The organism is Pseudomonas sp. c313 (assembly GCF_055407145.1).
Genome location: NZ_JBUZRD010000001.1, coordinates 1 through 26,118, shown reverse-complemented (window position 1 = coordinate 26,118; position 26,118 = coordinate 1). Strand labels below are relative to the sequence as shown.

The following is a 26,118-nucleotide window of genomic DNA, read 5'->3' as shown; positions in this document are numbered from 1 at the left end:
AGACTTTTCCTAGATTTTGGACTACGACCTTTATGAAACCGTAGCCCCTGCCGCCTATTCGTTCATCAGTAAAAGGTAAATTTTCATGCGTATCCTTGTGGTTGAGGACGAGCAAAAAACCGCCGACTACCTGCACCAGGGCCTGACCGAAAGTGGTTATGTCGTCGACTGTGCGTCCACCGGTGTTGATGGTCTTCATCTGGCAGGGCAACACGCCTATGAGCTAGTCATTCTCGACGTCAACCTGCCGGAAAAAGATGGCTGGGAAGTGCTTGAGCAATTGCGCCGCGACAACACCCTGCGGGTCATGATGCTCACCGCTCGCGGCCGGCTGACCGACAAGATCAAAGGCCTGGACATGGGCGCCGATGATTACTTGGTCAAGCCCTTTGAGTTTCCCGAATTGCTGGCCCGCGTGCGCTCCCTGTTGCGGCGTAGCGAGCCGATTGTACTGCCGGAAGTATTCCGGGTATCGGACCTTGAACTCGACCCGCGCCGCCATCGCGCCTACCGGGGCACGCGACGGATCGACCTGACCACCAAGGAGTTCGCGCTGCTGCAGGTACTGATGCGCCAGAGCGGTGAAGTGCTGACCCGCACACAGATCATTTCCCTGGTCTGGGACATGAACTTCGATTGCGACACCAATGTAGTGGAAGTGTCCATCAGTCGCCTGCGGGCCAAGGTCGATGACCAGAGCGAGGTCAAGCTGATCCATACCATTCGCGGTGTCGGCTACGTATTGGAGGCGCGCCAATGAGGACCGGCAGCCTGTCGATGCGCCTGGGGCTGACCGTCAGTCTGATGGGCGCGGGTCTGGTGTTGCTGCTGGCGACCCTGGCGTACCTGGCGCTCACCCATGAACAGGAAAAACTGGCGCGCAAAGGCCTGGAAAACAAGATGGAGCAAATCCAGCACAGCCTGGCCCAGGACCTCAACACCCGCGACATCAGCGACCGCCCCCATTCGCTGCTGGACCTGGTGATGGGCCACGATAATTTTTACCTGACCATCATCGGCCCCGACGCCGCCGTGCTTCTCAGCGTCGGCGCCAAGTCACAGGAACCCTTGCTGACCGACTTTGCCGCCAGTCAAACCCTGGGCTACCTGAACTGGACCGACAGCCGCGGCAATCAGATTCTCAGCGCCTCCAGCCTGATGCGTTTGCACACGGGCGAGAGCGTGCGGGTGCTCTTGTCCCTGGATCGTTCGGATGACCTGGCGTTGCTCAGCGCCTACCTGCGTTCCACGGTGATCGCCCTGCCGCTGCTGTTGATGCTGATCGGCATCGGCGCCTGGTGGCTGGTGCAACGGGGATTGGCACCGCTGCAGCAGTTCAGCCGCGTCGCCGCCAAGGTCACCACCCAGGACCTGACCCATCGGCTGGCGGTGGACAACCTGCCCAAGGAGCTGGGCGAACTGGCCCAGGGCATCAACTTCATGCTCCATCGCCTGGACGCCGGTGTGCAGCAGTTATCGCAATTCTCCGATGACCTGGCCCATGAGCTGCGCGCGCCCCTCACCAACCTGATGGGCAAGGCCCAGGTGACGTTGTCCCGTGTGCGTGCGCCCGAGGAGTACAAGTCGGTGCTGGAATCCAGCACCGAGGAGCTGGAGCGGCTGGCGCGGATTGTTTGCGACATGCTGTTTCTCGCCCAGGTCAGCCATCCTGCGGCACGCGCCTCGTTTGAAGCAGTGTCCCTGGGGGATGAAGCGCGTCGGGTCATGGAACTGTTTGCCTTGAGTGCCGAAGACAAGCAGTTGACCCTGAGCCTGTCCGGCAACGCCTGGGTTCATGGCGATCGCCTGATGATTCAGCGGGCCATTTCCAACCTGTTGTCCAATGCCATCCGCCACAGCCCGCTGACCGCCAGCGTTTCCCTGCAGGTGGAGTCCCACGACCAAGGTGTGTCGCTGTCGGTGAGCAACCCGGGCGCGGGGATTGCAGCGCAACATTTGCCGCACCTGTTCGAACGCTTTTACCGCGTCGACAGCAGCCGCGCCCGGGCCGAAGGCGGTACCGGCCTGGGTCTGGCCATCGTTCGCTCGATCATGAACCTGCATCAGGGGCAGGCCGAAGTCAGCAGCCTGCCGGGCAGCGCCACGCTGTTTCGGCTGGTGTTTCCCTGTGGCTAGCGGGCTTGTCGGATCACCACAAGTTATTTGCCAGGCATCAAGGGGATGTTCAGGTCTTCATACTCTTCACGCCGGTGCGCCCAGTGGTACAGCGCTGGCAATACCAGCAAGGTGAGGATGGTCGAGGAGATGATCCCGCCGATCACCACCGTCGCCAGCGGGCGCTGAACTTCGGCGCCGGTGCCGGTGGCCAGCGCCATGGGGATAAAGCCCAGCGAGGCTACCAGCGCCGTCATCAACACCGGACGCAATCGGGTCAAGGCACCTTCGTTGATCGCCACCGACAATGAGCGCCCCTCCTCCCGCAGATTACGGATGAAGGCGATCATCACCAGCCCGTTGAGCACCGCCACCCCCGACAACGCAATAAAACCCACCCCCGCCGAGATTGACAGCGGAATATCCCGCAGCCACAGCGCCATGATCCCACCGGTCAGCGCGAAGGGAATCCCGGTGAATACCAGCAACCCATCCTTGAGGTTGTTGAACATCATGAACAACAGCCCGAACACCAGCAGCAGCGCCACCGGCACCACGATTTTCAAGCGTTCGGAGGCTTCCTTGAGCTGTTCGAACTGGCCGCCCCAGGTGGTCCAGTAACCGGCCGGGACTTTTACCTGACTGGCGAGGGCGGCTTCGGCCTCCTCGACAAATGAGCCAATGTCACGCCCACGCACGTTGGCGCTGACGATCACCAGCCGCTTGCCGTTCTCGCGGCTGATCTGGTTCGGGCCAAGCACCAGGTCCAGGCTGGCAACTTGCGACAAGGCGATAAAGCCCAACTGACCTTGCGCATTACTGGCCAACGCAGGAATCGGGATCAACAGCCGCGACAACCCGTCGATATCGGTGCGCAAGGCGTCGGACAAGCGCACAACCATGTCAAAACGGCGGTCGCCTTCGTACAGCGTGCCGGCCTGGCGCCCACCCACAGCGACGGCAATGGTGTCCTGTACATCGCCGACATTCAGGCCAAATCGCGCCGCCTTGTCGCGGTCGATATTGATGGTCAGCACCGGTAAGCCGGAGGTTTGTTCCACCTTCACTTCCGAGGCGCCGTTGAGTTTCTGCAACGTCTCGGCGATGTCCCCGGCGGTCTTGTTCAGCACCGCCATGTCGTCACCAAACACCTTCACCGCCACATCACTGCGTACCCCGGAAATCAGCTCGTTGAAACGCAGCTGGATCGGTTGCGACAATTCGTACTGGCTGCCCGGCACAATCGCACTGGCGCGTTGGATATCAGCGATAAGGTCTTCGCGGGACTTCTTCGGATCGGGCCACAGGTTTTTCGGCTTGAGCATCACGTAGCTGTCGGAAATATTCGGCGGCATCGGGTCAGAAGCAATTTCCGCCGTGCCAGTGCGGGCAAACACTCGCTCGATCTCCGGTACCTGGGCCATCAGCGTTCGTTCAAGCTGCTGCTGCATTTGCACCGATTGCGTGAGGCTGGTGCCCGGCACGCGCAAGGCCTGTTGAGCGAAGTCGCCTTCGCTGAGGCTGGGGATAAATTCGCTGCCCATGCGGCTACCCACCACGCCGGTCACCGCAAGGGTCAAGAGCGCCAGGCCGAAAGCCAAGGGCCGGTGCGCCATCACCCAATCCAGCACCGGCGCATAACCCCGACGCGCGGTGCGCATCACCCAGTTTTCGTCTTCCTTGACCTTGCCGGTGACGAACAGCGCAATGGCCGCTGGCACGAAGGTCACCGAGAGAATCATCGCCCCCAACAGTGCGATCACTACCGTAAAGGCCATGGGATGGAACATCTTCCCAGCCACCCCGGTCAGGGCGAAGATCGGCAGGTACACCACCATGATGATCAGTTGCCCGAAGATCAGCGCACGCCGTGCTTCCTTGGCCGCCGCGAACACTTCATGCAGGCGCTCGCTGCGGGTCAACAATCGCCCGTGTCGCTGCTGAGCGTGGGCCAAGCGGCGGATAGCGTTCTCGACGATCACCACCGCGCCGTCGACAATAATCCCGAAATCCAATGCGCCGAGGCTCATCAGGTTGGCGCTGACCTTGTTGGTGAACATCCCGGTGAAGGTGAACAACATGGCCAGGGGAATCACCATCGCGGTGATCAGCGCGGCGCGGATATTGCCCAGGAACAGGAACAGAACCACGATCACCAGCAGCGCACCTTCGAAGAGGTTTTTCTTCACGGTGGCGATGGCTTTTTCCACCAGGTTGGTGCGGTCGTAGACAGTGACTGCGACCACGCCGTCGGGCAGCGAGCGGTTGATCTCTTCAAGTTTTTTCGCCACGGCCTGGGAAACGGTGCGGCTGTTTTCACCGATCAACATGAACACGGTGCCGAGCACTACTTCACGGCCGTTTTCCGTCGCGGCGCCGGTCCGCAACTCACGGCCAATTTCGACCTGGGCGACGTTGCGCACGCGAATCGGCGTGCCGTCGACGGTATTGATGACGATGTTGGCGATGTCGTCGATGGACGCCACTTGCCCCGGCGCGCGAATCAGCAACTGCTCGCCACTGCGCTCGATGTAACCGGCCCCGACGTTGGCGTTGTTGCGTTCAAGGGCTGTGACCAGGTCGCTCAAGGTCAAGTTGTAGGCCGCCAGGCGCTTGGGGTCTGGCGCTATCTGGTATTCCTTGGCGAAGCCGCCGATGGTGTTGATCTCGGCCACGCCCGGCACGTTGCGCAATTGCGGCTTGATGATCCAATCCTGAATCACCCGCAGATCCGTCGGCGTGTAGGCTGAGCCGTCCTCTTTGCGCGCGCCGTCTTGTGCCTCTACGGTCCACAGGAAAATTTCCCCAAGGCCGGTGGAAATCGGCCCCATCGCCGTTTCGATGCCATCCGGTAATTGTTCGCGGGCCACCTGCAAGCGTTCGTTGACCAGTTGCCTTGCGAAGAACAGGTCGGTGCCGTCCTTGAAGATCACTGTCACCTGGGACAAGCCGGAGCGGGACAGCGAGCGTGTCTGCTGCAACCCCGGCAAACCGGCCATGGCGGTTTCGATGGGAAAGGTAATGCGCTGTTCGGTTTCCAGCGGTGAAAATCCGGCCGCCGCCGAGTTGATCTGCACCTGGACGTTGGTGATATCCGGTACAGCGTCGATGGGTAGCTTCTGATAGCTGGCAATGCCGATACCGGCCATCAACAGCACCGCCAGCATCACCATGATGCGCTGCTCGATGGCAAATTGGATAAGACGCTCAAACATGAGAAATCACTCGCAGGATCAATGGGCGTGCTCGGCCGAGCCCTTACCCAGCTCGGACTTGAGGATGAAGCTGCCGACGGTGGCCACCTGCGCCCCGGCGTCGAGGCCCTGGCGGACTTCGACAAAGCCGTTTTCGCTGACCCCCAGTTCGATATGGTGGGTCATGAAACCATCGCTGGTGCGTACGAACACCGAGGGTTTGTCCTCGACGGTCTGGATGGCTTCCTGCGGGACAGTGACGTTGGCCTGGTAGGTGTCGGTTGCCACTTGCACGGCGACAAACAGCCCTGGACGCCAGGTGTCATCAGGGTTTGGCACGGTCACCCGAACCGTTGCGGTGCGGGTCTGTTCCCCCAGCAAATTGCCGACATAAGCCACCGTGCCCATCACTTCAGTGTCCAGTTCCGTGGAGCTGACCTTCACCGGCTTGCCGACCCGGACCTTATTCAGGTCTTTGGGGAATACGCCGAAGGTGACCCAGACCTGGGACAAGTCCGACAGGGTGAAGGCATTGCTGGTCTCGCTCACCACCTCGCCGACACCAAGGTGTTTTTCCACTACCACGCCGTCGAAAGGCGCACGCAATTCATAGCGATTACCGCCAGCCAAAACGGTGCTGCCGCTCAAGGCATTCATCTTTTGCCGGGCGTTGTTCAGGGCTATTTCGGCCTCTTGCAAAACTTGACGCGCCAGCAGGTAATCCTGTTCGGCGGAGATCTTGTCTTGCCACAACTGGCGCTCACGCTGGAAGGTGGTGCGGGCCAGTTCGACCCGGCGTTCGCTGGCCGCCAGCTCGCTGCGCTGATCGGAAATCTGCTGGCTGGCGATCACTGCCAGCAACTCGCCCTTCTTTACCGACTGGCCAAGGTTGACCTTGACTGACTCCACCACGCCCGCAGCACGAGGGACGATGTGGGAGGTGCGGTCTTCATCGAAACGCACTTCTCCCGGCAACGACAACAGGATGCTGATCTGCCGGGGCTGAGCCTGGGCGAGTTGAATGCCGGCGGCCTGGATTTGCTGGTCATTGAGTTCCAGCTTGCCCTCTTCCTCGGTTGCTTCAACGGCTGCAGTCGGTTCCTTGACCGCAACGCTGGCGGCAGGCCACACCATCTTCAGTCCTAGCGCGACGGCCACCGCAACGGCCAAAGCAATGCCTTGTTTCTTGTTCATGGGAGGCTCCTGAAATATCAAATCTGGGCAATGTCGCCGTAAATCCGCTCGATCCGCACCCAGGCTTCGGTGGCTTGGGCGACAGAAGCGAGGTATTGGGTGCGGGCGGCAATCAAGGTGCGCTGGGCGTCGAGCACGTCAAGGAAGTTGAACTTGCCCATTTCAAAGCCACGGGTGGCGCTGTCCACCGCGCTCTGGGCGGCTGGCAGGATCACTTGGTTGAACGACTGGACTTCACTGTTGGCGGTCGCCCACAGGTCCAGGGCCTGACGGGTTTCAGTGCGCAACCGCAACTCGGCGGCATTGCGCAAGTCGCGGGCTTGATCGGCGCGTCGGCTGGCGGCGAGCACGTTGCCCTGGTTGCGATTGAACAGCGGGATCGGCATCGAGACGCCGACCACATTGACCCGCTCGCGAGCGCCGGCGTCGTATTGGCTGCCGATCGAGACGTCAAGGTCGGGAATGCGCTGGGCTTTTTCCAGGCCCAGAGCCGATTCACGCAGCAGGATCTGCAGTTCGGCCAGGCGCAATTCAGCGGTTTGCTCCAGACGCGCCAGCAATTGCGTGGGGGGTGGGATTGTCGGTGCGGCCAGGGCTGGCGAGGCAACGGACTGGAAGTCCGTGCTGGCCGTGCCGGTAGTGGCGGCCAGGCGGCGATAGGCATCGGTGAGGCCCATTTCGGCGCGGCTGCGCTCCAGGCGAATTTCCGAGAGTTGCACCTGGGCGCGGGTGGCTTCCACCGGTGACGACTTACCCGCCGTGACCCGGCCATTGGCGACCACCAGGCCGCGCTCGGCAAGGGTCAGCGAGCGCTGCACCAGATCCAGACGCTCCTGGGCGCGGAGTGCGCCATAGAATCCTTCGATGACCTCGGCCCGCAACCCATTGCGTCTCTGCTCCAATTCCAGAGCCGCCGCGTCCTGACCACGGGAAGCAACATCGATTCGCGCGCCGCGCTTGCCGCCCAACTCCAGGGTTTGGGTCAGTTTGACGGTGGTGGTGCGCGAGTTACGGCGAGTGTCCTCGGCATCCCAGGATGCCACCGGGTTTGGGATCAACCCGGCCTGTTGCCGACCACCCTGGGCAATGTCGATTTCCCATTGAGCAGCGGCTAGGTCCGGATTGTTGTCGAAGGCGGTTTGCAGGGCCGAGTCAAGAGTCAAAGTTTGGGCCTTGGCTTCTTGAAGCGTCGCCGTCCCCAATAACAAAACAGCGAACAAGGCGCCCACTGTCCACAGTGTTTTTCTAATGCGAGTTGGCATAACGAAAGTTCCACACCCATGAAATAGCTAATCAATCCAAGCAGGGGCAATGTAACTTTCACTCCTTATCAGAGGGGTGGCCAGGACATTACAAATCCGTTATCAACCGCTCTGCCTCGGGCATTTGCTTTAAGCTCACAGCCATTCAAGTTCGTAACATAAACTTACTTATCCAACGCAACCTCCCTACAACTTCGCACTCATCCGCCCCTCTCACTTAATCCTCTCTATTGCTCCGAGGAACTCTGCCCATGCGCATTCTGGTTATCGAAGACGAACCCAAAACGTCTAATTATTTACATCAGGGCCTCAGTGAAAGTGGCTATATCGTCGATTGTGCGGCCACCGGTGCCGACGGTTTGCACCTGGCTCGGCAACATGCCTATGACCTGGTGATCCTGGATGTAAACCTGCCGCATATGGATGGTTGGGAGGTGTTGCAATGCATCCGCCAGACCAGCAACACGCGGATCATGATGCTCACCGCCCAGGGCCGCCTGGCCGACAAGGTCAAAGGCCTGGAACTGGGCGCCGACGACTACCTGATCAAGCCCTTCGAGTTTCCCGAACTACTGGCCAGGGTGCGCACCCTGATGCGACGCAGTGCCCAAACACCCATACCAGACGTGCTGCGGGTGGCTGACCTGGAGCTGGACCAGGGGCGCCACCGAGCGTTTCGCGGCACCCGGCGCATCGACCTGACCACCAAGGAATTCGCCTTGCTGCACTTGCTGATGCGTCAGACCGGCGTGGTGCTGTCGCGCACGCAGATCATCTCGTTCGTCTGGGACATGAATTTTGATTGTGATACCAACGTGGTGGAAGTGTCGATCCGCCGCCTGCGGGCAAAGATCGATGACCCGTTCGATCACAAGCTGATCCACACCCTACGCGGTGTGGGCTATGTATTGGAGGCGCGTGACTAGCCGCTGATTGCACCAAAACAGCATACGGACGCTCTGGTTCAGTGACCTGGGTGTGGCACTTTCTGACGTAACGATCATCCCGCCAAGATGTGGCGCTTGCCGAAGTGCGCCGCACTCACCGCCCCCACTGCCCCCATCACCACGCAATACCCTACGCATATCCACGGACGAGTGGGCATCAACGCGATCAACATCAGCGGTGTAGTACTGCCCCACAGGGCGTAGGCAATGTTGTAGGTGAAGGAGATCCCCGAGACGCGAATCGGCGCCGGAAACAGGCTGACCATCACCGACGGCACCGCGCCTACCACGCCGCAACTCAAGCCGGCGATAGCGTAAGCCGCGCCGAGCCAGACGCCACCCGCGATCAAACTGGCGTAGAGCACGGCAATCCCCATCGGCAGCAGCAGGCTGTAGACCAGCACTGCGCGCCAGGCGCCGATGCGGTCCACCAACAGGCCGGCAAGGACGCAGCCAATGTTCAGGAAGACGATGCCCAGACTGCTCAGGGCGAAGGTGTGGCTTGGGGTCATGCCGAAGGTTTTCTGCATCATGGTCGGGGTGATGACCACCAGCACGACCACCGCCGAGGTCAGCACGCAGGTGAGGATCATCGCCGGCAGCAGCGCGTGGCGGTGTTCACGCAAAACGGTGCGCAGGGGCATTTCCGTATCCGTCTTGCGACGGGCCTGCATCGCCAGGAACACGGGGGTTTCGCTAAGCCAGCGCCGTAGCCAGACGCCGATCACGCCAAACACACCGCCCAACAGAAACGGAAAACGCCAAGCGTAGTCAAGTATCTCGGCCGGGGTGAATACTTGCGCCAGCAATGTTGCCGTCAGTGCGCCGAGCAGGTAGCCGAAGGTCAGACCGGCCTGCAGGAACCCCAGGGCATAACCACGGTGATTGGCCGGTGCGTGCTCGGCGACGAACACCCAGGCGCTCGGTACTTCACCGCCCACCGCGGCACCTTGAAGCACCCGCAGCACCAGCAGTATCAACGGCGCGAAATAGCCGATTTGCGCGTAGGTGGGCATGATGCCGATCAGCAGGCACGGCAGCGCCATCATCAGGATGCTCAGGCTGAACACTCGCTTGCGTCCCAGGTGATCGGCGAAGTGCGCCATCAGGATTCCTCCCAGGGGCCGCGCCAGGTAGCCGGTGACGAAGATGCCGAAGCTTTGCAGCAGGCGCAGCCATTCGGGCATTTCCGGGGGAAAGAACAGTTGGCTCAGGGTCAGGGCGAAAAACACGAAAATGATAAAATCGTAGATTTCCAAAGCGCCACCCAGGGCAGCCAGGCCCAGGGTTTTGTAGTCGGAGCGGGAGAAACGCTGCGCCTGTGGATAAGAGATGGCAGTCATGACAAAACTCTGAATATTGAAGATGTGCCGAAATGTGAGGGCATGGTCTACGCAAACCACGGAGCGGGCAACTCGGTTATGCGCCAGTTAATACTTCACGACCATCGCGCTTTCGCCCTACAGGCTCCAGCGGCATAATCGGTTCCCCTCATGGATGAATGCAGGCCTCGCCCGATGACCAACCCACAACAGAGTCAACAAGCTGTCTTTGAAAGTGCGATCAAGACCCTGGAGGTCGAAGTCGCTAACGTCGGCATCCACTTGAATATTGATGCCAGTGCGCGCCAGGCCTATGCCCAGCAAATCAAGCTGATGGCCGATGACCTGCGTCAACAAGCCGCCAGCGGTCGTTTGACCTGGGCCCAGGCCGCGTCCCAGGCCCAGGAAACCCGCAACACCATCATGGAAGTGATTCGCGGGCGCAGCACGCCGGTAGGTCGGGCCATGGCCGAGCAGTTGAAGCGTGAGGGCAAAACCCTCAATGAATTGGTGGCGCGCAAGACTACGCAGTTGCACGGGCCGAATGCTCAGTTCAACCGTCTGTCGGCGCCGCAGCAGAATGCGGTGTATGCCGAAATCGTCAAGTCCGCGGGCAAATCCAACCCTCGGGTGACCGCCAATATGCGCAATCTTTCGCGCTTCGGGCGCGGCCTGATTGTGCTGTCGATCGCCATTTCGGTCTATAACGTGATGAGCGCCGAAGACAAGCCCAATGCTATCGGCCGAGAGGTTGCAGTCACCGGAGCGGGAATCGCCGGGGCCATGGCTTCGGGCGCCTTGGCCGGTTTGGCCTGCGGCCCTGGCGCGCCGGTGTGTGTGACCATCGGCGCATTTGCCGGCGGAGCATTGGCGGCCTTTGGTATGGACTTGTTCTGGTAAGGGGATTGGCGATGCGCTTGGCTTCTGAGATCAGCGTCCGGCATCAGCCCGATGCCGATGAAAATGTTGTCCCAACCTGCGCAGTGCTGTTGCAGGGAGCTGCGTGTAGCACCACCGTCAACGGTGCGGTACTGGAGGCTGCGGTGCGTTGGCGCAGCTTTTACCTGCTGTTTGTGACGGACGACGTGCCGTTCGAAGAAGGGCTCAATATTCATCTGCTCGACGACCACGGCAGGTTGCTCGACTCTGCAACCCTGGGTGGCGCCTACAGCACCGGGAATTTTCGCGACCTGAGCCTGAGTGAAGGCAATACCTTGAGCTTTCGCTTTATCGGTGACACCACCTGGCATCTGGAACTGCTGGAGCGCTCGCAATTTCGCCTGCCTCTGGTGTCCGAGCCGGCGGGCGTCAGTCGCCGAATGGGGTTCTCCCGGCACTTCATACTGCGAGGGGACCCCAAGCCCGAAGTCGGTTGAAACAGGCAGCCAACTCTCCACCGTTTGATTTAATGTGGACGTCTGAACCAAGGGCCTGCCCAGGCCCTGTGCCCCACCATAATCATAAAAAACCTGGAGTTGCTTAATGGCCGCTGATATCGAAGATAGCCGATATGCCCGTTTCGCCTTGCGCTGTTCAAACTTTGCCGAACGCTGGTTTCCCGATTCCTGGGTGTTTGCCGCCCTTGCCGTGATCATTGTCGCCGTAGCGACCTTGAGCATGGGCGCAGCACCGACCGAGGCTGCCAAAGCCTTCGGTGATGGTTTCTGGAGCCTGATCCCGTTCACCATGCAAATGGCCTTTGTGGTGATTGGCGGTTATGTGGTCGCCAGTTCGCCGCCGGCCGTAAAGTTGATTGATCGCCTGGCGCGCATTCCCAAAAACGGCCGCTCCGCCGTGGCTTGGGTAGCGTTGATTTCCATGGTCGCCTCGCTGCTCAACTGGGGCTTGTCCCTGGTCTTCGGCGGTTTGCTGGTGCGCGCTCTGGCCCGCCGTACTGACTTGCGCATGGACTACCGCGCCGCCGGTGCCGCCGCGTACCTGGGCCTCGGCGCAGTATGGGCCCTGGGGCTTTCGTCGTCGGCAGCGCAGTTGCAGGCCAACCCGGCCAGCCTGCCGCCGTCGATTCTGTCGATCACCGGGATGATCCCCTTCACCGAGACCATCTTTCTCTGGCAATCGGGCGTGCTGTTGCTGGCGTTGATTGTGGTGTCGCTGGTCATCGCTTACGTCACTGCGCCTGGACCCAATTCCGCCCGTGACGCCAAGGCCTGCGGGGTCGACCCGGCATTTAACCTGCCCAAGCCGCAACCACCGACCCGCCCCGGCGAATGGCTGGAGCACAGCCCATTGCTGACCATCCTGCTGGCCTTGCTGGCGGCCGGGTGGCTGTTCCATGAGTTCTCCACCAAGCCGGCGATCAGCGCTATTTCGGGGCTAAACACCTACAATTTTTTGTTCCTGATGGTGGGGGCATTGTTGCACTGGCGCCCGCGCAGTTTCCTCGACGCGGTGGCTCGCGCAGTGCCAACCACCACCGGGGTGCTGATCCAGTTCCCGTTGTATGGTTCCATCGCGGCGCTGATGACAGTGGTCAAGGGCGGCGACGGGCAGACGTTGGCCCACCATATCTCGACGTTTTTCACCTCCATCGCTTCCCACGACACTTACGCCCTGCTGATGGGCGTGTACTCGGCGGTACTGGGGTTCTTTATTCCGTCGGGTGGCGGCAAGTGGATCATCGAAGCCCCTTATGTGATGCAAGTGGCCAACGACCTGCAATATCACCTGGGCTGGGCGGTACAGATCTATAACGCTGCCGAGGCGCTGCCCAACCTGATCAACCCGTTCTACATGCTGCCGCTGCTGGGTGTGCTGGGGTTGAAGGCGCGGGATTTGATTGGTTTCTCGTTTGTGCAGTTGCTGGTGCATACGCCGCTGGTGCTGTTTCTGTTGTGGGCGCTGGGGACGACGTTGACGTATTTGCCGCCGGTGATGCCTTAATTTAGTTGAACCGCGCCTGTTATTGCGACAGGTGCGGTCAGGCTCATGATCACTCGAGGCCAGAAACCCATGGGCGACCTGAGCAATGCGTTGCACTTTACGGTGTAGCCGCTCTTGCCCAATAGCGACAAGAAAATAGATTTCCCACGCGCTTTTCCTGGTCAACCGCTACTGTGTGAGGGTGGGCACTCACCCCGCGCAGACGGGCTTTCGCTGACAAGGAAACACGCATGTTTAAACTGACCAGGTTGTCCTTCACCCTGGCCGCACTAACCTTGAGTGCGGTCGTACAGGCTGACGTCATCGTGCCGCTGGGCACCCCGCAACGGGTCACCCAACTGTTCGCCTATCCCAATAATTGCAGCGTTATCTGTTTTCGGCCGCTGACGCTGGAGCAGACCGTTGAGCATTACCTTAACCAGAGCCTTCAGCGCGATGGTTACAGTCGAGCGAAAGTCAGCGTAAAAAACGATCAGAGTCAAATGTTGGCCCACTTCAGCGGCGTGCCGGACGGCTACGGCCAGCCGTTGACCACACTGCTCAACACGGCAGACCTGGCCTATCAGGGCGCCAGCAAACTCAACAGCGACGGCAAGTGGCAGTTCAACTGGTACCTGTTCCTGCCGTTGGGCATGGCGCTGGAAAACCGCAAAAGTATCGAACTGCTGCACTTCCCGCCGGACTATTCCCTGACCCACTTCCAGGACTACCTTGAATCAGCCACTACTGACCGTTGGGCCACGCTGCTGACCGCCAACGGCCTCCCGGCGACCCAGACGCCGGAGTACCAGACCATCATCGATATCGCACCGATTGCCGCCCCCGCCACGGCAGGCAAGGATTTGGAGGGGGTCTACGGTTACTTCACCGAGTACCAGACGCGGATGGTCAAGGAACTCAGCCAGAACGCCAGCGGCTCGTTGCCGATGGTAGCGTTCGGCGCGCCAGTGCGCAGTTGGATCAAGCAGCAGTACGGACAGAGTGTGGCGGTACTGGGCCTCGCGCAGATCAGCCCAGCCGAAGGCGCCAACGTCGCGGTATTGGGCGCCAACCACCCCAGTTACATCTGGTACGCCGCCAACCCCGACACCTACGACGGCGACGAACAAAAAGCCGACGATGCCGGCTTGAAAATCATGGGCCAGGACTTGAGCGCTGCCTGCTGGCAGGCAGCAATGGGCCAAAAGCCCGCCAGCGATCCTAATGTGCAACTCAAAGGTTGTATGAACACCTGGCAAGTGACCCGCAAGGAGCAGACCTGCGAATTGTTCTATACCTCGATTCGCGAGTTTCCCCCCGAGCAAGCGAAGGCCAAGTGCGCCACGCCAGCGATCAAGGCTCAACTCAAGCAATTGAAGAGCGCAGCGCCTGCCCCGTCAGCGAGCATCCCGGCGCTTTAATGACAGGTAATCAGCAGGCATTTTCTTACGCAAAAAATGGGCAATATCTCCGGGCACACCCTGGGCGAGCGACGCCTGCATACGCTAAAGGTGTCTGCTCGCATCCACCTGTATGACCCCTGCTTCAGCGGCCTGCTATTGCACTCCTGCAACCCGAACACTTTTCTCGACATCAGCGAGCTGGAGCTGTGGTCGGTCCAGGCCATCCCCGCCGGAACCCTCCTGACCATGGATTACGCCAGCACTGAGGACGTGTTGTTTCAGCAGTTCCCTTGCCGTTGCAGCGCCGGCAACTGCCGGAGCTGGATCACCGGTATAAAGGAGCCGCTGAACGCTGAAGGCCAGCTGTTCATGGAACAGTGGCGCAAACGTAAAAGCCCTTAAACGGCGCCTACCGGACGCAAACGGTACTGCGGCGGCAACTGCTCAAAGCCGCTGATGGTGGCGTTCAGGCTTTTCCAGCGACCGTCCTTGATCCCGTAGATGCAGCCGTGGATCGACAGGCTCTGCCCACGGTGCCAGGCGTTTTGCACAATGCTGGTGTGGCCGACGTTGGCCACTTGCTGGATCACGTTCAGCTCACAGAGGCGGTCGACCCGCTCTTCTTCCGTAGGCAATTGGCCCAGTACTTCGCGGTTTTCGTAGTAAAGGTCGCGGATTGAGCGCAGCCAGCCGTCAATCAGACCGAGCTGGCGATCCTGCATCGAGGCGCGCACACCACCGCAGCCATAGTGGCCGGTGACCAGGATGTGCTTGACCTTGAGGACGTCAACGGCGTACTGAATCACCGAGAGGCAGTTAAGGTCGGTGTGCAGCACCACATTGGCCACGTTACGGTGTACAAACAGGTCGCCAGGCAACATGCCGACGATCTCGTTGGCAGGTACTCGGGCGTCCGAACAGCCAATCCACAGATATTCCGGGGTTTGCTGACGGGCGAGCTTGGCGAAGAATTCCGGATCTTCCTGTTTGATCGCATCCGCCCAGCGTTCATTGTTATCAATCAGGTCTTGTAGTTCGTTCATCAGGTCAGCCTCAGGAATCATGCGCAGCTTTGACAGACGACCACCCATCGGGGTCACGCCCAGGACGCAGATAGTCGAACGGAAAATACCTTGAATCTTAAAGGGCCGCGCCTGTCCACACACTATAAGCCCCACATTATGAGGAATAGCCATGACTGAATCACGACGTCCTTTCGGCGCCACTCAACCGGAGCCGATTGATGACAACGAAGACCGCATGGGCTCGATGCGGGAGCTGGACTTTGATGAGGAGGAGCCGACGGCGGAAATTGGCAATGAGATCCCGCAGGGTGAACGCGAACACTTGATGCCCGAGCAGCGGGTGCGAGAAGCCGGGATGACCGGAGCTTCGACCGCCGATCATGAGGCGACCGATGACGATATGAGCCCAGAAACGCTGATCCGTGAAGATGGTGCGCGCGATGCCCATGAAGCCGGGGAAGGTGAGCCGGCGGATTGGGACCTGAGCATCGTTGATGAGGATGATATTGGTGGCGGAAATGGTCTGGATGAGGCGGAGATGGCGGAGCGGGACCCGGTGGATGGCAATCGCTGAAGCAACGCGGTTCTAACTATGGGAGCGAGCAAGCTCGCTTCCACATGAGTTTTATACTCAGTCCACCAAGGTGCAGGCCATGACGACTGCATCCTCGCGTCCGCCTACAGCCGGATAGTAATCCCGACGCCGGCCGATTTCATTAAAGCCATAGCGCTCATACAGGCGAAACGCCCCGGTATTGCTGTCACGTACTTCCAGGAAGCACTCGCGCGCCTTGGCCTCGTAGGCGCGTGACATCAAATGCTCCAACAGGCTCAAGCCCAGGCCACGGCCCTGGTTTTCCGGCTTGACGGTGATGTTCAGCAGGTGCGCTTCATCGAGGATGAGCTGCACCACGCCATGCCCTACCTGTTGCTCACCCTCAAACATTAGCCAGATCTGGTACTTGCCCAGTCCGTCGAGAAAAATCCCGCGAGTCCAGGGGTGGCTGAAGGCTGCGTATTCGATCTTCAGCACAGCATCGAGGTCCGCCTCGGTCATCGGGCGGAAAGATAAAGCCTCACTCATCGGTACTTTTCCAGCGCGCCATCAGCCGGCGCATGGCTTGCCAGACATCAGCCTTACGCTGTGGCTCTTCCATTAATAATTCCAGGCCCGGCAGGGCCCAGACTGAACCGAGGCCTTCGACCTGCAGTTCGCGGTACCAGGACTCGGCATTGGCCTCGCCGGCAAAACGCACGGCTGGCAGGCCGATCAGCCACAGGCAGACGCAGGGTTCGTCTTCCAGGCGGGCCGAGACAAAGCCTTGGACAAAGTCCCGGGCCGCTTCCGGGCCTTGGTCCATAGTGCCTCGTACCAGCAGCGGCCAGCGCACCGGGTCGCCGACGATCTGCGGGCTGTCCGGCAGGCCGGCGGCGCGTAGCATGTCCTTGAGCAGCAGATACGCCGGATCGCGCGTCTGGAAGCGCTCGCCGGTGGGCAATTCCACCAGCACCAGGCAGCGTCCAGCTCTTAGCAACTGCAGGGAAAAACGCGGCGGTAGCACCACCGGGGCCTTGACCACGGGGGCTGCCTGCTCTGCAATCACCGGTTTGGCAACGGGCGACCGACGCGGTACTTCGACCTTGACCCGCTCTGTCGGCCGAACAACCGCTTCAACCGCAGGTTTGACCACCGCTACAGGCGCAGCCGCCTCCTCGCCAGACGACTCGAAAGGCTCGTAAGGTTCCAGCGCTTGCAACAGCTCGGGCCGCGAAGGCGCGGCAAAGGGCAATTCGGTGCGTGGCAGCCAGTTGACCACCTGCATGGCGGTCAAGTAAGCGCGACGTCGGGACTCGATAAGCAAAGGTCGGCCACTTGTGGATAACTAAAGAACGGTGATTCTACCGCCCTTCGACGAAGATCGCCCACCGTTGATGCGTTTAAAGCCCATCCAGGAGCACCCTGACCGGCTGTGGATAAATCCCACCTTGGATGCAGTACAATCGCTGCTTTTAATCGCCAACCAGCTGGCCATTCCGATGATCGAACCCAAGCGCGTCTTGCGCGCCCTCGCCGAACACTGGGCCCTGCTTGAGCCTCTGTGCGAACACTTCGACCAAGGCACCCTGAGCCTCGCCGAACTGCGCGCACAACTGGCCGCCCAACAACTGGACAGCACGCCCCAGGACATCACCAGCCTGCTGGACGTGTGGATTCGCCTGGATATCCTGGTGCCTGTCGCCAAGAGCCCGAACCGTTTCGAACTCAACGCGCAGATCCACGACTTCCTCGCCTATCTTCGCAAGGAGCACCGGCTAGGCCTGTGCCTGGAAATCGAAGCCTACCTGCGCCACCTTGAGCGCCTGGCCGGTTATATCCAGGACGCCTTCGATATCCGTGACGGCCACGACCTGGCCCGGCAGCTGCGGTTGCTGGACATGCGCGTGCGCGACGTGCTGAAAAAGCTCGCCAACGACGAACAGGCCCTCGCCGCCGTGGCCGATCGGGCCAAAACCAGCGACCGGCAGATCCCGTTGCGCCAGCGTTATGCCGAAGTGCTGGCGACCTGGGACGAATACGTAGAACCGATGATCCAACTGGTGAACGCCGACGGTGCCTTCGAACAAGGCGTGCGCAAGGTGGAAAACGTGCTGCTGCGCATGCTCACTGAGCAGCAGCGCCTCGGCCACCTGGTGGACGATGACATGCTGCTGCGCACCCACGCGCGCATCCTCGAGATGCAAACCAGCGCCCAACTGACCTTGCGTCATGCCCGCGAATTACTGCTGCCGCTGCGCGAAGAAGCCCGCCGGCACAACGCAGTAACCCGTGGCGCCGCGCTGGCCTTGTCGGCGATTCGCCGCAAGGGCCTGGACGCGGTGCCGCAAGCGGCGATGCCAATGTTTACCCGGCCGCAAAGCACCTTTCTCGGCAGTGCTAGCCAGGTCGAGGCTTATGTCTACGCTCTGGCGAACTTCGAACCCAAACCCGCGCGCTTCCCCAAGGCACACAAATCCCACAAGGGAGAAGCCCCTCGCGCACCGCGCACGGTCAAGGAAATGCTGGAGCGCTGCGAAGATGCCCTGCCTATGCCGGACCTGATGACCTGGCTGCTGGAGCAGGAACCGGACGGCGCGACCGACGAGTTGCTGTACTGGTTCTCACGCCTGTCGCGGGAGAAACGCTTCAAGCGCGAACGTCTGGAACGCCAGGATTACCACACTCACGAGCACCAGGTCAGCCTGCGCTCATTCGCCCTGCTCCCGGCCACGCCTGATGCGACCGAGAATTCTGCGAGCACCCCTTATGCAAGTACTCAGCATGCAACTTGATCTATCCGAACTGTCCCAGCTGGCGCCGATCTTTCGCGAGCTGTTCAAGGGGTACCACGTCAGCCGCCGCGACCCGGAGCTGTACGCGCAACTGTCGAACTTCCAGGACCAGTACCGCACGCTGTTCAAGGCCCTGGGCTTTGAGCTGGTATGCGATACCCGTGGTTTCTATTACTTCGTCCCGGACACCGCCGTCGCCGCCGCGCAGGTCAACAAGACCGCCCAGCGCCTGGCACTGTTCACCTTCATCATCGTCGAGCACCTGGCCGACCAGGGTCGCGACCCGATTGCGGTGCTCGACGGTGGCAGCCTGGGCCGTGATGAGCTGCCGTCGTTGCTGGAAAAGTACCGCGACCTGTTTATCCAGGCCGAAGTGCAGACCCAGGAAGAGCTGGAAGAAAAAATCATGCGCCGCATGACGCAGCTCGGTTTCGCCAGTGAGGAGAACGGTATCTACCGCTTCCTGCCGCCGATGCATCGATTCCTCGATGTGTGCCTGTCCGTGCAGCAGGACCGCGATTTGGCGGCCAGCTTGCATAGCGTGTTGCCGTTACCCGCTCCGGTGTTGATCGACGAGGACAGCGACGAAAAGTTGCTGAAGACCAATGATCCGCTGGACCTTAGTGACTTCGCCGACGACAGCGAAGAAGACGCCATGGCCCGCGCCATTGCCGAAGAACAGGAGACCGATGCATGAGCAAGGAACGCTACGGCATTCGCCGCTTCGCCCTCTTGAATACCGCCGGTTACAGCCTGGGCTTGTTCCCGCTGGAAGAGCCGCTGTCGGTGTACGGCGCGAACAACCTGGGTAAATCGGCTTCGATCAACGCCTTGCAGTTCCCGATCCTGGCGCGCATGTCGGACATGAGTTTCGGCAAGTACACCCTGGAGCAATCCCGGCGTTTCTACTTTGCTACCGACACCAGCTACATCCTGGTGGAAGTGTCGCTACCACACGGCCCACATGTGATCGGCGTGGTCGGTCGCGGCCCGGGGGGTGGTTTCGGTCACCAGTTCTTTGCCTACGCCGGCAAGCTGGACCTGGCCCACTACCAGAAAAACGATACTTGCCTGCGCCAGAAAGAGCTATTCACCAACCTTGAGCGTGAAGGCTTGAAAGCCTATGAACTCAAGCCCGATGAGCTGCGTCGTTTGCTGGTAGGTGGCCACACGTCTATTCCGCTGGACCTGACGCTGATCCCGTTGCGCTCTACCAGCGAGCAGAGCCTGAAGACCTTCCGGGCGTTGTTTATTAATCTGCTGCATATGCGCGAAATCACTGCGGCCAAGCTTAAGCAGCTGTTCCTCGATGCCTTCGAACACAGCCTGCGTTCCGGCAGTGTCGATTACATCGCGGCGTGCGAAGAGGCATTCCGTGATGTGAGACGCATGGAGCAGGACTACAACGCCCTGGTGGCGGCTGGTCCTCTGGTGGAAGCTCTGGCCAATGGCGTGAAGCACCGTGACATCTTGCGCGGCAAGCTGCACCGCCTGTCGCCACTGCTGGATTCGTTGCTGGGCACTTGGTCGGACTACGCCGGTGCTCGCAAGGAAGAACTGACGATCCAGGCCGAGCACTACCGCAACGAACAAGATTCGCTGCAGAACGACCAGCGTGGTGGCACCCAGGAACTGATGCGCCTGGAGCGGGAAATCAGCGGCCTTCAGCGTTGGCTGGGTGAGTTATCGGTGCTCAAGCATCGCTTTGCCCTGGTGGATGACGTCAAGGTATTGGAACAGCAACTGCTCGCGGCCAAGGATGCTCACGATGAGCTGGCAGGGGCCCTTGCGCAGTCGCGCCAGTTCAGCGCCGAGGACCTGGATGAGCGTCTGCGGGACCTGGAAAAACGCCTGAAGTCGGTCAAGCAACAACTCGATCACGCCGACAACAACAGCTACGCCAAACTGCGGGAAGAATTCTCCCAGCAGGATGTCGAGCGCCTGATGCGCCTGTTCAACTGCTCGTTGTTCAGCTTGCCATTGGGTGAGCATGGCATTGCCCTGGACGACGACGGTCAGTGGGTCAAATCCCTGGAGCTGATCCTCAATGGCTTCAAGGGCGAGCGCTTTGAAGTGCCGGGGCTGTCCATCGACATCTCACACATCGAGCCGCCGGCGTTGCAAGCCCTGGCTGACCGCGCGGCACTGCGCGACCAGAAAGAGCGCCTGGAAAAAGAACTCAAGCAACTGAAAACCCAGCAAGCCGTGACCTCCGACCGCGCGGCGAGCAAGACCCAGACCGAGGCACTGTACCAACAGGTGCTGGATGCGCAGAAAGCCTTGGAAGACTTCCGCCGCGCGCAAACCCTGAGCGCCGAGGAAGGCGAGAAGCTGGAAAACCTGGCGCAGATGGAAGCAGCGCAAGACGAACTGAAACGCTCCAGCGATGCCTTTACCGAACGCGTCCAGCAACTGTCGGCCAAGCTGCAACTGGTGGGTCGCCAGATCGGTGACATGGAAGCCAAGCAGCGCACGCTGGATGACGCCTTGCGTCGTCGCCAGCTGTTGCCAGCGGACTTGCCGTTTGGCACGCCGTTTATGGACCCGGTCGACGATTCAATGGATAACTTGCTGGCGCTGCTCAATGACTATCAGGACAGCTGGCAGGGTTTGCTGCGCGGCGATGGCCAGATCGAAGCGCTGTACGCCCAGGTGCGCCTCAAGGGCGTGGCCAAATTCGACAGTGAGGATGACGTTGAGCGTCGTCTGCATCTGCTGATCAACGCTTACGCACACCGTACCGACGAAGCCCTGACCCTGGGCAAGGCGCGACGTGCTGCGGTCACCGATATCGCGCGGACCCTGCGCAACATCCGCAGCGACTACGACAGCCTTGAGCACCAGTTGGCGCTGTTCAACCGCGAGATCAACAAGCGCCAGGTCTCCAACCTGCAAAGCTTCCGCATCGTGCTGGCGCCGAACAAGGAAGCCCTCAAGCATATCGACCAGATCATCCACAGTGCCGGTCAGTATGAAGAAGGCGAAACCCTGTCGGTGTTCGACTTGAGCCAGAGCGCCGAGCAGGACAACAAGAACGAAGAGGCCAAGGAGTACCTGGCACGTCTGGTAGCCGCCAACCATAACCAGTTGGGCCTCAAGGATCTGTTTGAGCTGGCGTTTGAGATCACCAAGGTCAACGGTCAGCCGGTGATTCACACCGACATCGATGGCGCCGCCTCCAACGGCACCACCATGACCATCAAGGCGCTAACCAACATGTACTTGTTGCTGCACTTGATGGATCGCGACCAGGCCGGGCGCGTGCGCTTGCCGTATTACCTCGATGAGGCAGCAGACATCGACGAGAAGAACCAGGCGGCGCTGCTGGAAACCAGCTTGCAGCTGGGCTTCGTGCCGATTCTGGCCAGTGTGAAGCCACAGGTTTCCGCCCAGGTGGCGATTGACCTGGAAGGCGGCAGCGGGCCGAACGGGATTTACATTGATGAGGCGGACTGGAAGTACATTCGCCGTCACGACGCAGTGAAGGCGACAGTGAGGGTGCAGGCGGACGAGCCGGAGTTGGATGAGGTCTGATCGGCTGCACTAAAAGCAAAAAAGGCCACGATCCAATGGATCGCGGCCTTTTTTATGGGCTTGGGTTTATTTACCCAGAGGAATCTTCGGTGCCCAGATTAGCCACTCGTCTTCGAACTTGTCGAACAACGGGAAGGTCTGCTCGGGACGTGCTGCATTGCCCATGCGTTCACCGTCTGGCGTGGCAAAGGCGATGCCGCCCTGGATCAGGGTCTCCAGGGACTCGGTGCGTACCGTCGCGCCCTTGAACAGGCCGAAGTCGACACCGAAGCCGCTGCTGTTCCAGAACCGACTGCCTGTGCGTACCAGTGGGGCGTACTTGGGTTCGATCAAGATATGGATCAGCACGCGGTCAGCGGTCTGGCCCAGCTCGTAACCGGTGACCTTGCCCACGGTGACTTCACGGTAGGTCACCGGCACACCGACTTTCAACGATCCACGGCGGGCAGCACTGAGCACCAGGCTCAAGCCGGCTTCCTGTTGGGTAGCCTCAGGCGGTTGGGCCAGGGCGACAAAGCTCTTTTGTGGGCCAGCGCTTTTCGCCGCAGGTTGCACCTCAATGTACTGGCCCGTCACCAGGGTTTCCAGATTGGACGTCTTCATCAAGCCCAGTTCAGGCTTGACCACCCAGAACTGGCTGCCAACGCGAGCAATACGTTCCGGCACTTCGGTGATACGTGCGCTGAGCATCACGGACTGCATATCGGCGCTCAGGTCGACGCTTTCAATCTTGCCCACGTCCAGACCCTTGAAGCGAACCGGCGTGCCACTGCGCAAACCATCGGCACGGTCAACCTTGATGGTCACCAGCGTGCCCTTTTGATTGGCAGCGTCGTGATCCGGGAACAGGCGGAAACGTGGGATGCGTTTTTTCAGTGGTACGTTCTGCTCTGGCGTCTCGAAGGCGATACCGCCGGCCATTAGACTCTGCAGGGATTCACTCTTGACTTGGATGCCGCCGGTCAGCCCGCCGGTGAGCGTGACGCCGCTGGCATTCCAGAATCGGGTAGAACCGTTGACCAGGCCTTCGTATTCCTTCTCGATATGGATACCGATCACCAGTTGCTTGCGCTTGCGGGAGAATTGATAGCTCTGTACCGAACCGACCTTGACCTGCTTGTAGAGAATCGGACTGCCGACCTCCAGGGAGCCGAGGCTGTCGGTGAACAGCACCATGTGCAAGCCTGGGGAACGCAGGTCCAACGGGGGAGGCTTGGGCCGGGCCTCGAACTCACGCTGGGGGGCAGTGCCTTTATCGCCGGGGCGGATGGCGATGTAGTTACCCTTTACAAGGGCTTCCAGACCAGTAATGCCAGCCAGGGAAATGGAGGGCTTGACCACCCAGAACTGAGTGCCCTGGACCAGATAGTCTTCGGCCAATGGATCGAGGGTCAGTTCGGCGCTGGCGCTGGACAGGTCTGGGTCGACCTTCAAGGTCTTCAAGCTGCCGACCTGGATGCCTTTGTACATCACCGGTGTACGGCCGGCCTGCAGGCCTTCGAAGTCGCTGAGTTTGACCTTGACCCGGATACCGGCGGCGGCCGCGTCAAAGTCTTCGTACAGCCGGAACGGCAGGCTTGGATCGGTGGGTGGGCTGTCCTTGCGATTCTCTGGCGTGGCGAAGGCGATACCGCCGGCGACGATGCTGGCCAGGGACTCGCTGCGCACTTTGACTCCGGACAGGTTGGCATCAATGCTGATGCCACTGGCGTTCCAGAAACGCGTATGTTTGCGCACCAGATTGGCGTAGGTCGGCTCGATGTAGACCTTAACCTCAACGGTACTCTGGTCTTCGGAGAGCAGGTAACTTTTGACCTGGCCCACCTGGATCTGTTTATAGAACACCGGGCTGCCCCGGTTAAGCGAACCGAGGCGTTCGGCCTTGATGGTCAGGTGCAGGCCGGGCTTGGCATCAGAGAGTGGAGGCTCTTCGGAAAGCGCCTTGAACTTGCGCGAGGACTCGCCATCGCCGGGGCTGGCAGCAATGTAATTACCCGAGACCAGTGTCTCCAGGCCGGTAATTCCGGCCAGGCTGACGCTGGGTTTGACCAGCCAGAAGCGGGTGTTGGTCTTGAGGTATTGCTCCACATCCTTGTTCATCTCGATGGTAGCAATCACCCCGCGGTTACTGCCTTCATCATCCAGGGCCAGGGTTTTGACCTTGCCCACAGGCATGCCTTTGTAGACCACTTCGGTCTTGTTGACCTGGATGCCTTCGCCGCTTTCAAAGCGAACCTGGATCTCGATGCCCGTCTGGTTATAAGCACGCCATCCCAGCCAGCCGCCGATCACCAGTGCAATCAGGGGCAGCACCCAAATGGCCGACCAGTTCGAAGCTGGGCGGGTTTTAGCCTTAGGCAAATCAGTCATGGTCGTCGTCCGACTCCGTGTTATCCCAAATCAGTCGGGGATCGAAAGTTACTGCGGCAAGCATCGTCAAAATCACCACACTGGCGAAAGCCACAGCGCCGAGATTAGCCTCGACACTGGCAAGTCGCCCAAAGTTTACGACCGCCACCAGGATGGCGATCACGAAGATATCCAGCATGGACCAACGGCCAATGAATTCGATAAAGCGGTACATGATAATGCGTTGTCGCGCAGAAAGCGGCTGATGGCGTTGCACCGAGAACAGCAGTAAAGCGATACCCACCAGTTTGAACGTTGGCACCAGGATACTGGCGATAAAGACTACGGCAGCGATAGGGAACATCCCGTGCTGCACCAGTTGGATCACCCCGGACATGATGGTGCTCGGATCGCCCTGCCCCAGGGAGCTGACGGTCATGATCGGCAGCAGGTTGGCGGGGATGTACAAAATGGCCGCAGTGATCAATAAGGCCCAAGTACGCATCAGGCTGTTCGGACGACGAGCATGGACCAATGCACCGCAACGGCTGCAGGTTTGCTCGTCAGTGTCCGGGGCTTGCTTGTTCAGCTCGTGACACTCGGTACAAATCAGAATGCCCGCATCAATCGCCCGCATGAGCATCCTCTCCTGACAACGCCTGCCAGATCTGGTGAGGTGACATCACCACCTCCAGCAGCACCTGGACCATTAACAGACCGACAAAACAGGCCAAACCCAAGCCTACGGCGATGGAAGCCATATCGGCCAGCTTTACGATTGCCACCAGCACACCCATCAGGTAGACCTCAAGCATTCCCCAGTCCCGCAAATGGTGATAAATGCGATAGAACAGCAAGCCGTAGCTGCGGCCGACGTTCCAACGAATGCTCAGCAATACCGCCAATTGGCAGATGAGTTTGAGCAATGGAATGCCCATGCTGCAGAGGAAAACCACCACGGCGACGCCTTGCATCCCGGTGTTGAACAGGGCGACAACGCCGCTCCACACCGTGTCCTGCGAGGACTGCCCGAGTAGATTGAGCTGCATGATGGGTAAAAAGTTCGCCGGGACGTACAACAGCAGAGCCGCGATCACCAAGGCGAGGCTACGCTCGACGACATTGTGCCGATGGGCGTACAGCTCATAACCACAACGCGGGCATAAGGCTTTCTCACCACGGGTAAGCTCTGGCTTGCGCATCAGCAAGTCACACTCATGGCATGCCACCAGGTCGTCCAGCGGTAAGTCTGACACCTTGAGGGTATCAACCGGATCCGGCATATAGGGCTCGAACTCTAAAAAAGGTTAGGTGCCTATTCTAGTGTTCTGCTTCAGAAATAACTGTGCAAATTTGTCGGGGCTTCAACTCTAGGATCGAGCTTGCTCCCGGCGCGCTCGCTCATACTTTTCGAGCGCCCAAAACAAAACCCCATCTGCTTTCGCAAATGGGGTTTCGGAATTTAATCTTGACGATGACCTACTCTCACATGGGGAAACCCCACACTACCATCGGCGATGCATCGTTTCACTACTGAGTTCGGGATGGGATCAGGTGGTTCCA

At 60.0% G+C, this 26,118-nt stretch carries 21 protein-coding genes, 1 rRNA gene and 1 pseudogene; 12 read left to right on the top strand and 11 right to left on the bottom strand.

Annotated features, from left to right (window positions below; genetic code table 11):
- Window positions 1-85: 85 nt before the first annotated feature.
- Both ACZRKZ_RS00115 and ACZRKZ_RS00110 read left to right on the top strand, forming a co-directional pair.
- Window positions 86-760: a heavy metal response regulator transcription factor gene (locus tag ACZRKZ_RS00115; RefSeq protein ID WP_463967951.1), complete on the top strand. Its 675-nt coding sequence runs from the start codon at window positions 86-88 to the stop codon at window positions 758-760.
- A complete protein-coding gene (locus ACZRKZ_RS00110; RefSeq protein WP_463980376.1) occupies window positions 757-2,136 on the top strand; it encodes a heavy metal sensor histidine kinase in 1,380 nt (459 codons plus the stop codon). The genes ACZRKZ_RS00115 and ACZRKZ_RS00110 overlap by 4 nt, the downstream gene beginning before the upstream one ends.
- 23 nt (window positions 2,137-2,159) lie before the next feature.
- Here ACZRKZ_RS00110 and ACZRKZ_RS00105 read toward each other — a convergent pair whose 3' ends face one another.
- The 3 genes from ACZRKZ_RS00105 to ACZRKZ_RS00095 all read right to left on the bottom strand — a co-directional run bounded on the left by ACZRKZ_RS00105 (window position 2,160) and on the right by ACZRKZ_RS00095 (window position 7,765).
- The gene (locus ACZRKZ_RS00105; protein WP_463980375.1) at window positions 2,160-5,330 is read right to left on the bottom strand and encodes a CusA/CzcA family heavy metal efflux RND transporter; all 3,171 of its coding nucleotides are present in this window, start codon (window positions 5,328-5,330) and stop codon (window positions 2,160-2,162) included.
- Between the two features lie 18 nt (window positions 5,331-5,348).
- The gene (locus tag ACZRKZ_RS00100) at window positions 5,349-6,443 is read right to left on the bottom strand and encodes an efflux RND transporter periplasmic adaptor subunit (protein ID WP_463980860.1); all 1,095 of its coding nucleotides are present in this window, start codon (window positions 6,441-6,443) and stop codon (window positions 5,349-5,351) included.
- Between the two features lie 77 nt (window positions 6,444-6,520).
- Entirely contained in the window at window positions 6,521-7,765 is a 1,245-nt protein-coding gene (locus ACZRKZ_RS00095; protein WP_463980374.1) for a TolC family protein, read from the bottom strand.
- Between the two features lie 251 nt (window positions 7,766-8,016).
- On the opposite strand from ACZRKZ_RS00095, the gene ACZRKZ_RS00090 reads away from it, so the two are divergent.
- Window positions 8,017-8,691, top strand: a complete 675-nt coding sequence (locus ACZRKZ_RS00090; protein ID WP_463980373.1) for a heavy metal response regulator transcription factor — start codon at window positions 8,017-8,019, stop codon at window positions 8,689-8,691.
- 74 nt (window positions 8,692-8,765) lie between these two features.
- On the opposite strand, the gene ACZRKZ_RS00085 is transcribed toward ACZRKZ_RS00090, so the two are convergent.
- Window positions 8,766-10,055, bottom strand: coding sequence for an MFS transporter (locus tag ACZRKZ_RS00085; protein WP_463967945.1), 1,290 nt, complete (start codon window positions 10,053-10,055; stop codon window positions 8,766-8,768).
- A 174-nt stretch (window positions 10,056-10,229) separates the two neighbouring features.
- Between ACZRKZ_RS00085 and ACZRKZ_RS00080 the strand changes: the two genes are divergently transcribed.
- The 5 genes and pseudogenes from ACZRKZ_RS00080 to ACZRKZ_RS00060 all read left to right on the top strand — a co-directional run.
- Entirely contained in the window at window positions 10,230-10,934 is a 705-nt protein-coding gene (locus ACZRKZ_RS00080) for a hypothetical protein (RefSeq protein ID WP_463980372.1), read from the top strand.
- Window positions 10,935-10,945: 11 nt separating this feature from the next.
- Complete coding sequence (locus ACZRKZ_RS00075) at window positions 10,946-11,410, top strand: hypothetical protein (protein WP_463967943.1); 465 nt, start codon at window positions 10,946-10,948, stop codon at window positions 11,408-11,410.
- A 106-nt stretch (window positions 11,411-11,516) separates the two neighbouring features.
- Window positions 11,517-12,935, top strand: a complete 1,419-nt coding sequence (locus ACZRKZ_RS00070; protein ID WP_463967942.1) for a short-chain fatty acid transporter — start codon at window positions 11,517-11,519, stop codon at window positions 12,933-12,935.
- A gap of 230 nt (window positions 12,936-13,165) precedes the next feature.
- Window positions 13,166-14,335 (top strand): hypothetical protein, encoded by a 1,170-nt coding sequence (locus ACZRKZ_RS00065; RefSeq protein WP_463980371.1) that lies wholly within the window; start codon window positions 13,166-13,168, stop codon window positions 14,333-14,335.
- Between the two features lie 48 nt (window positions 14,336-14,383).
- A pseudogene (locus ACZRKZ_RS00060) lies at window positions 14,384-14,719 on the top strand (SET domain-containing protein-lysine N-methyltransferase); the annotation flags it as partial.
- Here the strand turns inward: ACZRKZ_RS00060 and can are convergent.
- The gene (can, locus tag ACZRKZ_RS00055; protein ID WP_133101908.1) at window positions 14,716-15,360 is read right to left on the bottom strand and encodes a carbonate dehydratase; all 645 of its coding nucleotides are present in this window, start codon (window positions 15,358-15,360) and stop codon (window positions 14,716-14,718) included. The pseudogene ACZRKZ_RS00060 and the gene can overlap by 4 nt on opposite strands.
- 151 nt (window positions 15,361-15,511) lie before the next feature.
- On the opposite strand from can, the gene ACZRKZ_RS00050 reads away from it, so the two are divergent.
- Complete coding sequence (locus tag ACZRKZ_RS00050; RefSeq protein ID WP_463980370.1) at window positions 15,512-15,916, top strand: serine kinase/phosphatase; 405 nt, start codon at window positions 15,512-15,514, stop codon at window positions 15,914-15,916.
- A gap of 57 nt (window positions 15,917-15,973) precedes the next feature.
- On the opposite strand, the gene rimI is transcribed toward ACZRKZ_RS00050, so the two are convergent.
- Together rimI and ACZRKZ_RS00040 are read right to left on the bottom strand one after the other, a co-directional pair.
- A complete protein-coding gene (rimI, locus tag ACZRKZ_RS00045) occupies window positions 15,974-16,426 on the bottom strand; it encodes a ribosomal protein S18-alanine N-acetyltransferase (RefSeq protein ID WP_149411788.1) in 453 nt (150 codons plus the stop codon).
- Window positions 16,419-17,165 carry an energy transducer TonB gene (locus ACZRKZ_RS00040; protein WP_463980859.1) on the bottom strand — a complete coding sequence of 249 codons (747 nt, stop codon included), beginning with the start codon at window positions 17,163-17,165 and terminating at the stop codon, window positions 16,419-16,421. Before ACZRKZ_RS00040 ends, rimI begins: the two co-directional genes overlap by 8 nt.
- 214 nt (window positions 17,166-17,379) lie before the next feature.
- On the opposite strand from ACZRKZ_RS00040, the gene mksB reads away from it, so the two are divergent.
- The 3 genes from mksB to mksF are packed head-to-tail and all read left to right on the top strand — an operon-like array spanning window position 17,380 to window position 22,206.
- Window positions 17,380-18,672 (top strand): Mks condensin complex protein MksB, encoded by a 1,293-nt coding sequence (gene mksB / locus ACZRKZ_RS00035; protein ID WP_463968413.1) that lies wholly within the window; start codon window positions 17,380-17,382, stop codon window positions 18,670-18,672.
- A complete protein-coding gene (gene mksE, locus ACZRKZ_RS00030) occupies window positions 18,662-19,369 on the top strand; it encodes an Mks condensin complex protein MksE (RefSeq protein ID WP_133101905.1) in 708 nt (235 codons plus the stop codon). The genes mksB and mksE overlap by 11 nt, the downstream gene beginning before the upstream one ends.
- Complete coding sequence (gene mksF, locus ACZRKZ_RS00025; protein ID WP_463980369.1) at window positions 19,366-22,206, top strand: Mks condensin complex protein MksF; 2,841 nt, start codon at window positions 19,366-19,368, stop codon at window positions 22,204-22,206. Before mksE ends, mksF begins: the two co-directional genes overlap by 4 nt.
- 66 nt (window positions 22,207-22,272) lie before the next feature.
- Here mksF and ACZRKZ_RS00020 read toward each other — a convergent pair whose 3' ends face one another.
- The 4 genes from ACZRKZ_RS00020 to rrf all read right to left on the bottom strand — a co-directional run.
- Window positions 22,273-24,576 (bottom strand): PqiB family protein, encoded by a 2,304-nt coding sequence (locus ACZRKZ_RS00020; protein WP_463980368.1) that lies wholly within the window; start codon window positions 24,574-24,576, stop codon window positions 22,273-22,275.
- Window positions 24,569-25,192: a paraquat-inducible protein A gene (locus tag ACZRKZ_RS00015; protein WP_133101902.1), complete on the bottom strand. Its 624-nt coding sequence runs from the start codon at window positions 25,190-25,192 to the stop codon at window positions 24,569-24,571. Before ACZRKZ_RS00015 ends, ACZRKZ_RS00020 begins: the two co-directional genes overlap by 8 nt.
- Window positions 25,179-25,838 (bottom strand): paraquat-inducible protein A, encoded by a 660-nt coding sequence (locus ACZRKZ_RS00010; protein WP_463967937.1) that lies wholly within the window; start codon window positions 25,836-25,838, stop codon window positions 25,179-25,181. Before ACZRKZ_RS00010 ends, ACZRKZ_RS00015 begins: the two co-directional genes overlap by 14 nt.
- A gap of 183 nt (window positions 25,839-26,021) precedes the next feature.
- A 5S ribosomal RNA gene (gene rrf / locus ACZRKZ_RS00005) occupies window positions 26,022-26,118 on the bottom strand; the annotation flags it as partial.

Bases quoted from the DNA above. Each gene is read 5' to 3' on its own strand.
- can (WP_133101908.1), bottom strand. From the start codon at position 15,360: ATGAACGAACTACAAGACCTGATTGATAACAATGAACGCTGGGCGGAT.
- ACZRKZ_RS00105 (WP_463980375.1), bottom strand. From the start codon at position 5,330: ATGTTTGAGCGTCTTATCCAATTTGCCATCGAGCAGCGCATCATGGTG.
- ACZRKZ_RS00095 (WP_463980374.1), bottom strand. From the start codon at position 7,765: ATGCCAACTCGCATTAGAAAAACACTGTGGACAGTGGGCGCCTTGTTC.
- ACZRKZ_RS00015 (WP_133101902.1), bottom strand. From the start codon at position 25,192: ATGCGGGCGATTGATGCGGGCATTCTGATTTGTACCGAGTGTCACGAG.
- ACZRKZ_RS00070 (WP_463967942.1), top strand. From the start codon at position 11,517: ATGGCCGCTGATATCGAAGATAGCCGATATGCCCGTTTCGCCTTGCGC.
- ACZRKZ_RS00090 (WP_463980373.1), top strand. From the start codon at position 8,017: ATGCGCATTCTGGTTATCGAAGACGAACCCAAAACGTCTAATTATTTA.
- mksE (WP_133101905.1), top strand. From the start codon at position 18,662: ATGCAACTTGATCTATCCGAACTGTCCCAGCTGGCGCCGATCTTTCGC.
- ACZRKZ_RS00115 (WP_463967951.1), top strand. From the start codon at position 86: ATGCGTATCCTTGTGGTTGAGGACGAGCAAAAAACCGCCGACTACCTG.
- ACZRKZ_RS00065 (WP_463980371.1), top strand. From the start codon at position 13,166: ATGTTTAAACTGACCAGGTTGTCCTTCACCCTGGCCGCACTAACCTTG.
- ACZRKZ_RS00110 (WP_463980376.1), top strand. From the start codon at position 757: ATGAGGACCGGCAGCCTGTCGATGCGCCTGGGGCTGACCGTCAGTCTG.
- ACZRKZ_RS00080 (WP_463980372.1), top strand. From the start codon at position 10,230: ATGACCAACCCACAACAGAGTCAACAAGCTGTCTTTGAAAGTGCGATC.
- ACZRKZ_RS00075 (WP_463967943.1), top strand. From the start codon at position 10,946: ATGCGCTTGGCTTCTGAGATCAGCGTCCGGCATCAGCCCGATGCCGAT.
- ACZRKZ_RS00020 (WP_463980368.1), bottom strand. From the start codon at position 24,576: ATGACTGATTTGCCTAAGGCTAAAACCCGCCCAGCTTCGAACTGGTCG.
- ACZRKZ_RS00085 (WP_463967945.1), bottom strand. From the start codon at position 10,055: ATGACTGCCATCTCTTATCCACAGGCGCAGCGTTTCTCCCGCTCCGAC.
- ACZRKZ_RS00100 (WP_463980860.1), bottom strand. From the start codon at position 6,443: ATGGTGTGGCCTGCCGCCAGCGTTGCGGTCAAGGAACCGACTGCAGCC.
- mksB (WP_463968413.1), top strand. From the start codon at position 17,380: ATGATCGAACCCAAGCGCGTCTTGCGCGCCCTCGCCGAACACTGGGCC.
- ACZRKZ_RS00040 (WP_463980859.1), bottom strand. From the start codon at position 17,165: ATGCAGGTGGTCAACTGGCTGCCACGCACCGAATTGCCCTTTGCCGCG.
- mksF (WP_463980369.1), top strand. From the start codon at position 19,366: ATGAGCAAGGAACGCTACGGCATTCGCCGCTTCGCCCTCTTGAATACC.
- ACZRKZ_RS00050 (WP_463980370.1), top strand. From the start codon at position 15,512: ATGACTGAATCACGACGTCCTTTCGGCGCCACTCAACCGGAGCCGATT.
- ACZRKZ_RS00010 (WP_463967937.1), bottom strand. From the start codon at position 25,838: ATGCCGGATCCGGTTGATACCCTCAAGGTGTCAGACTTACCGCTGGAC.
- rimI (WP_149411788.1), bottom strand. From the start codon at position 16,426: ATGAGTGAGGCTTTATCTTTCCGCCCGATGACCGAGGCGGACCTCGAT.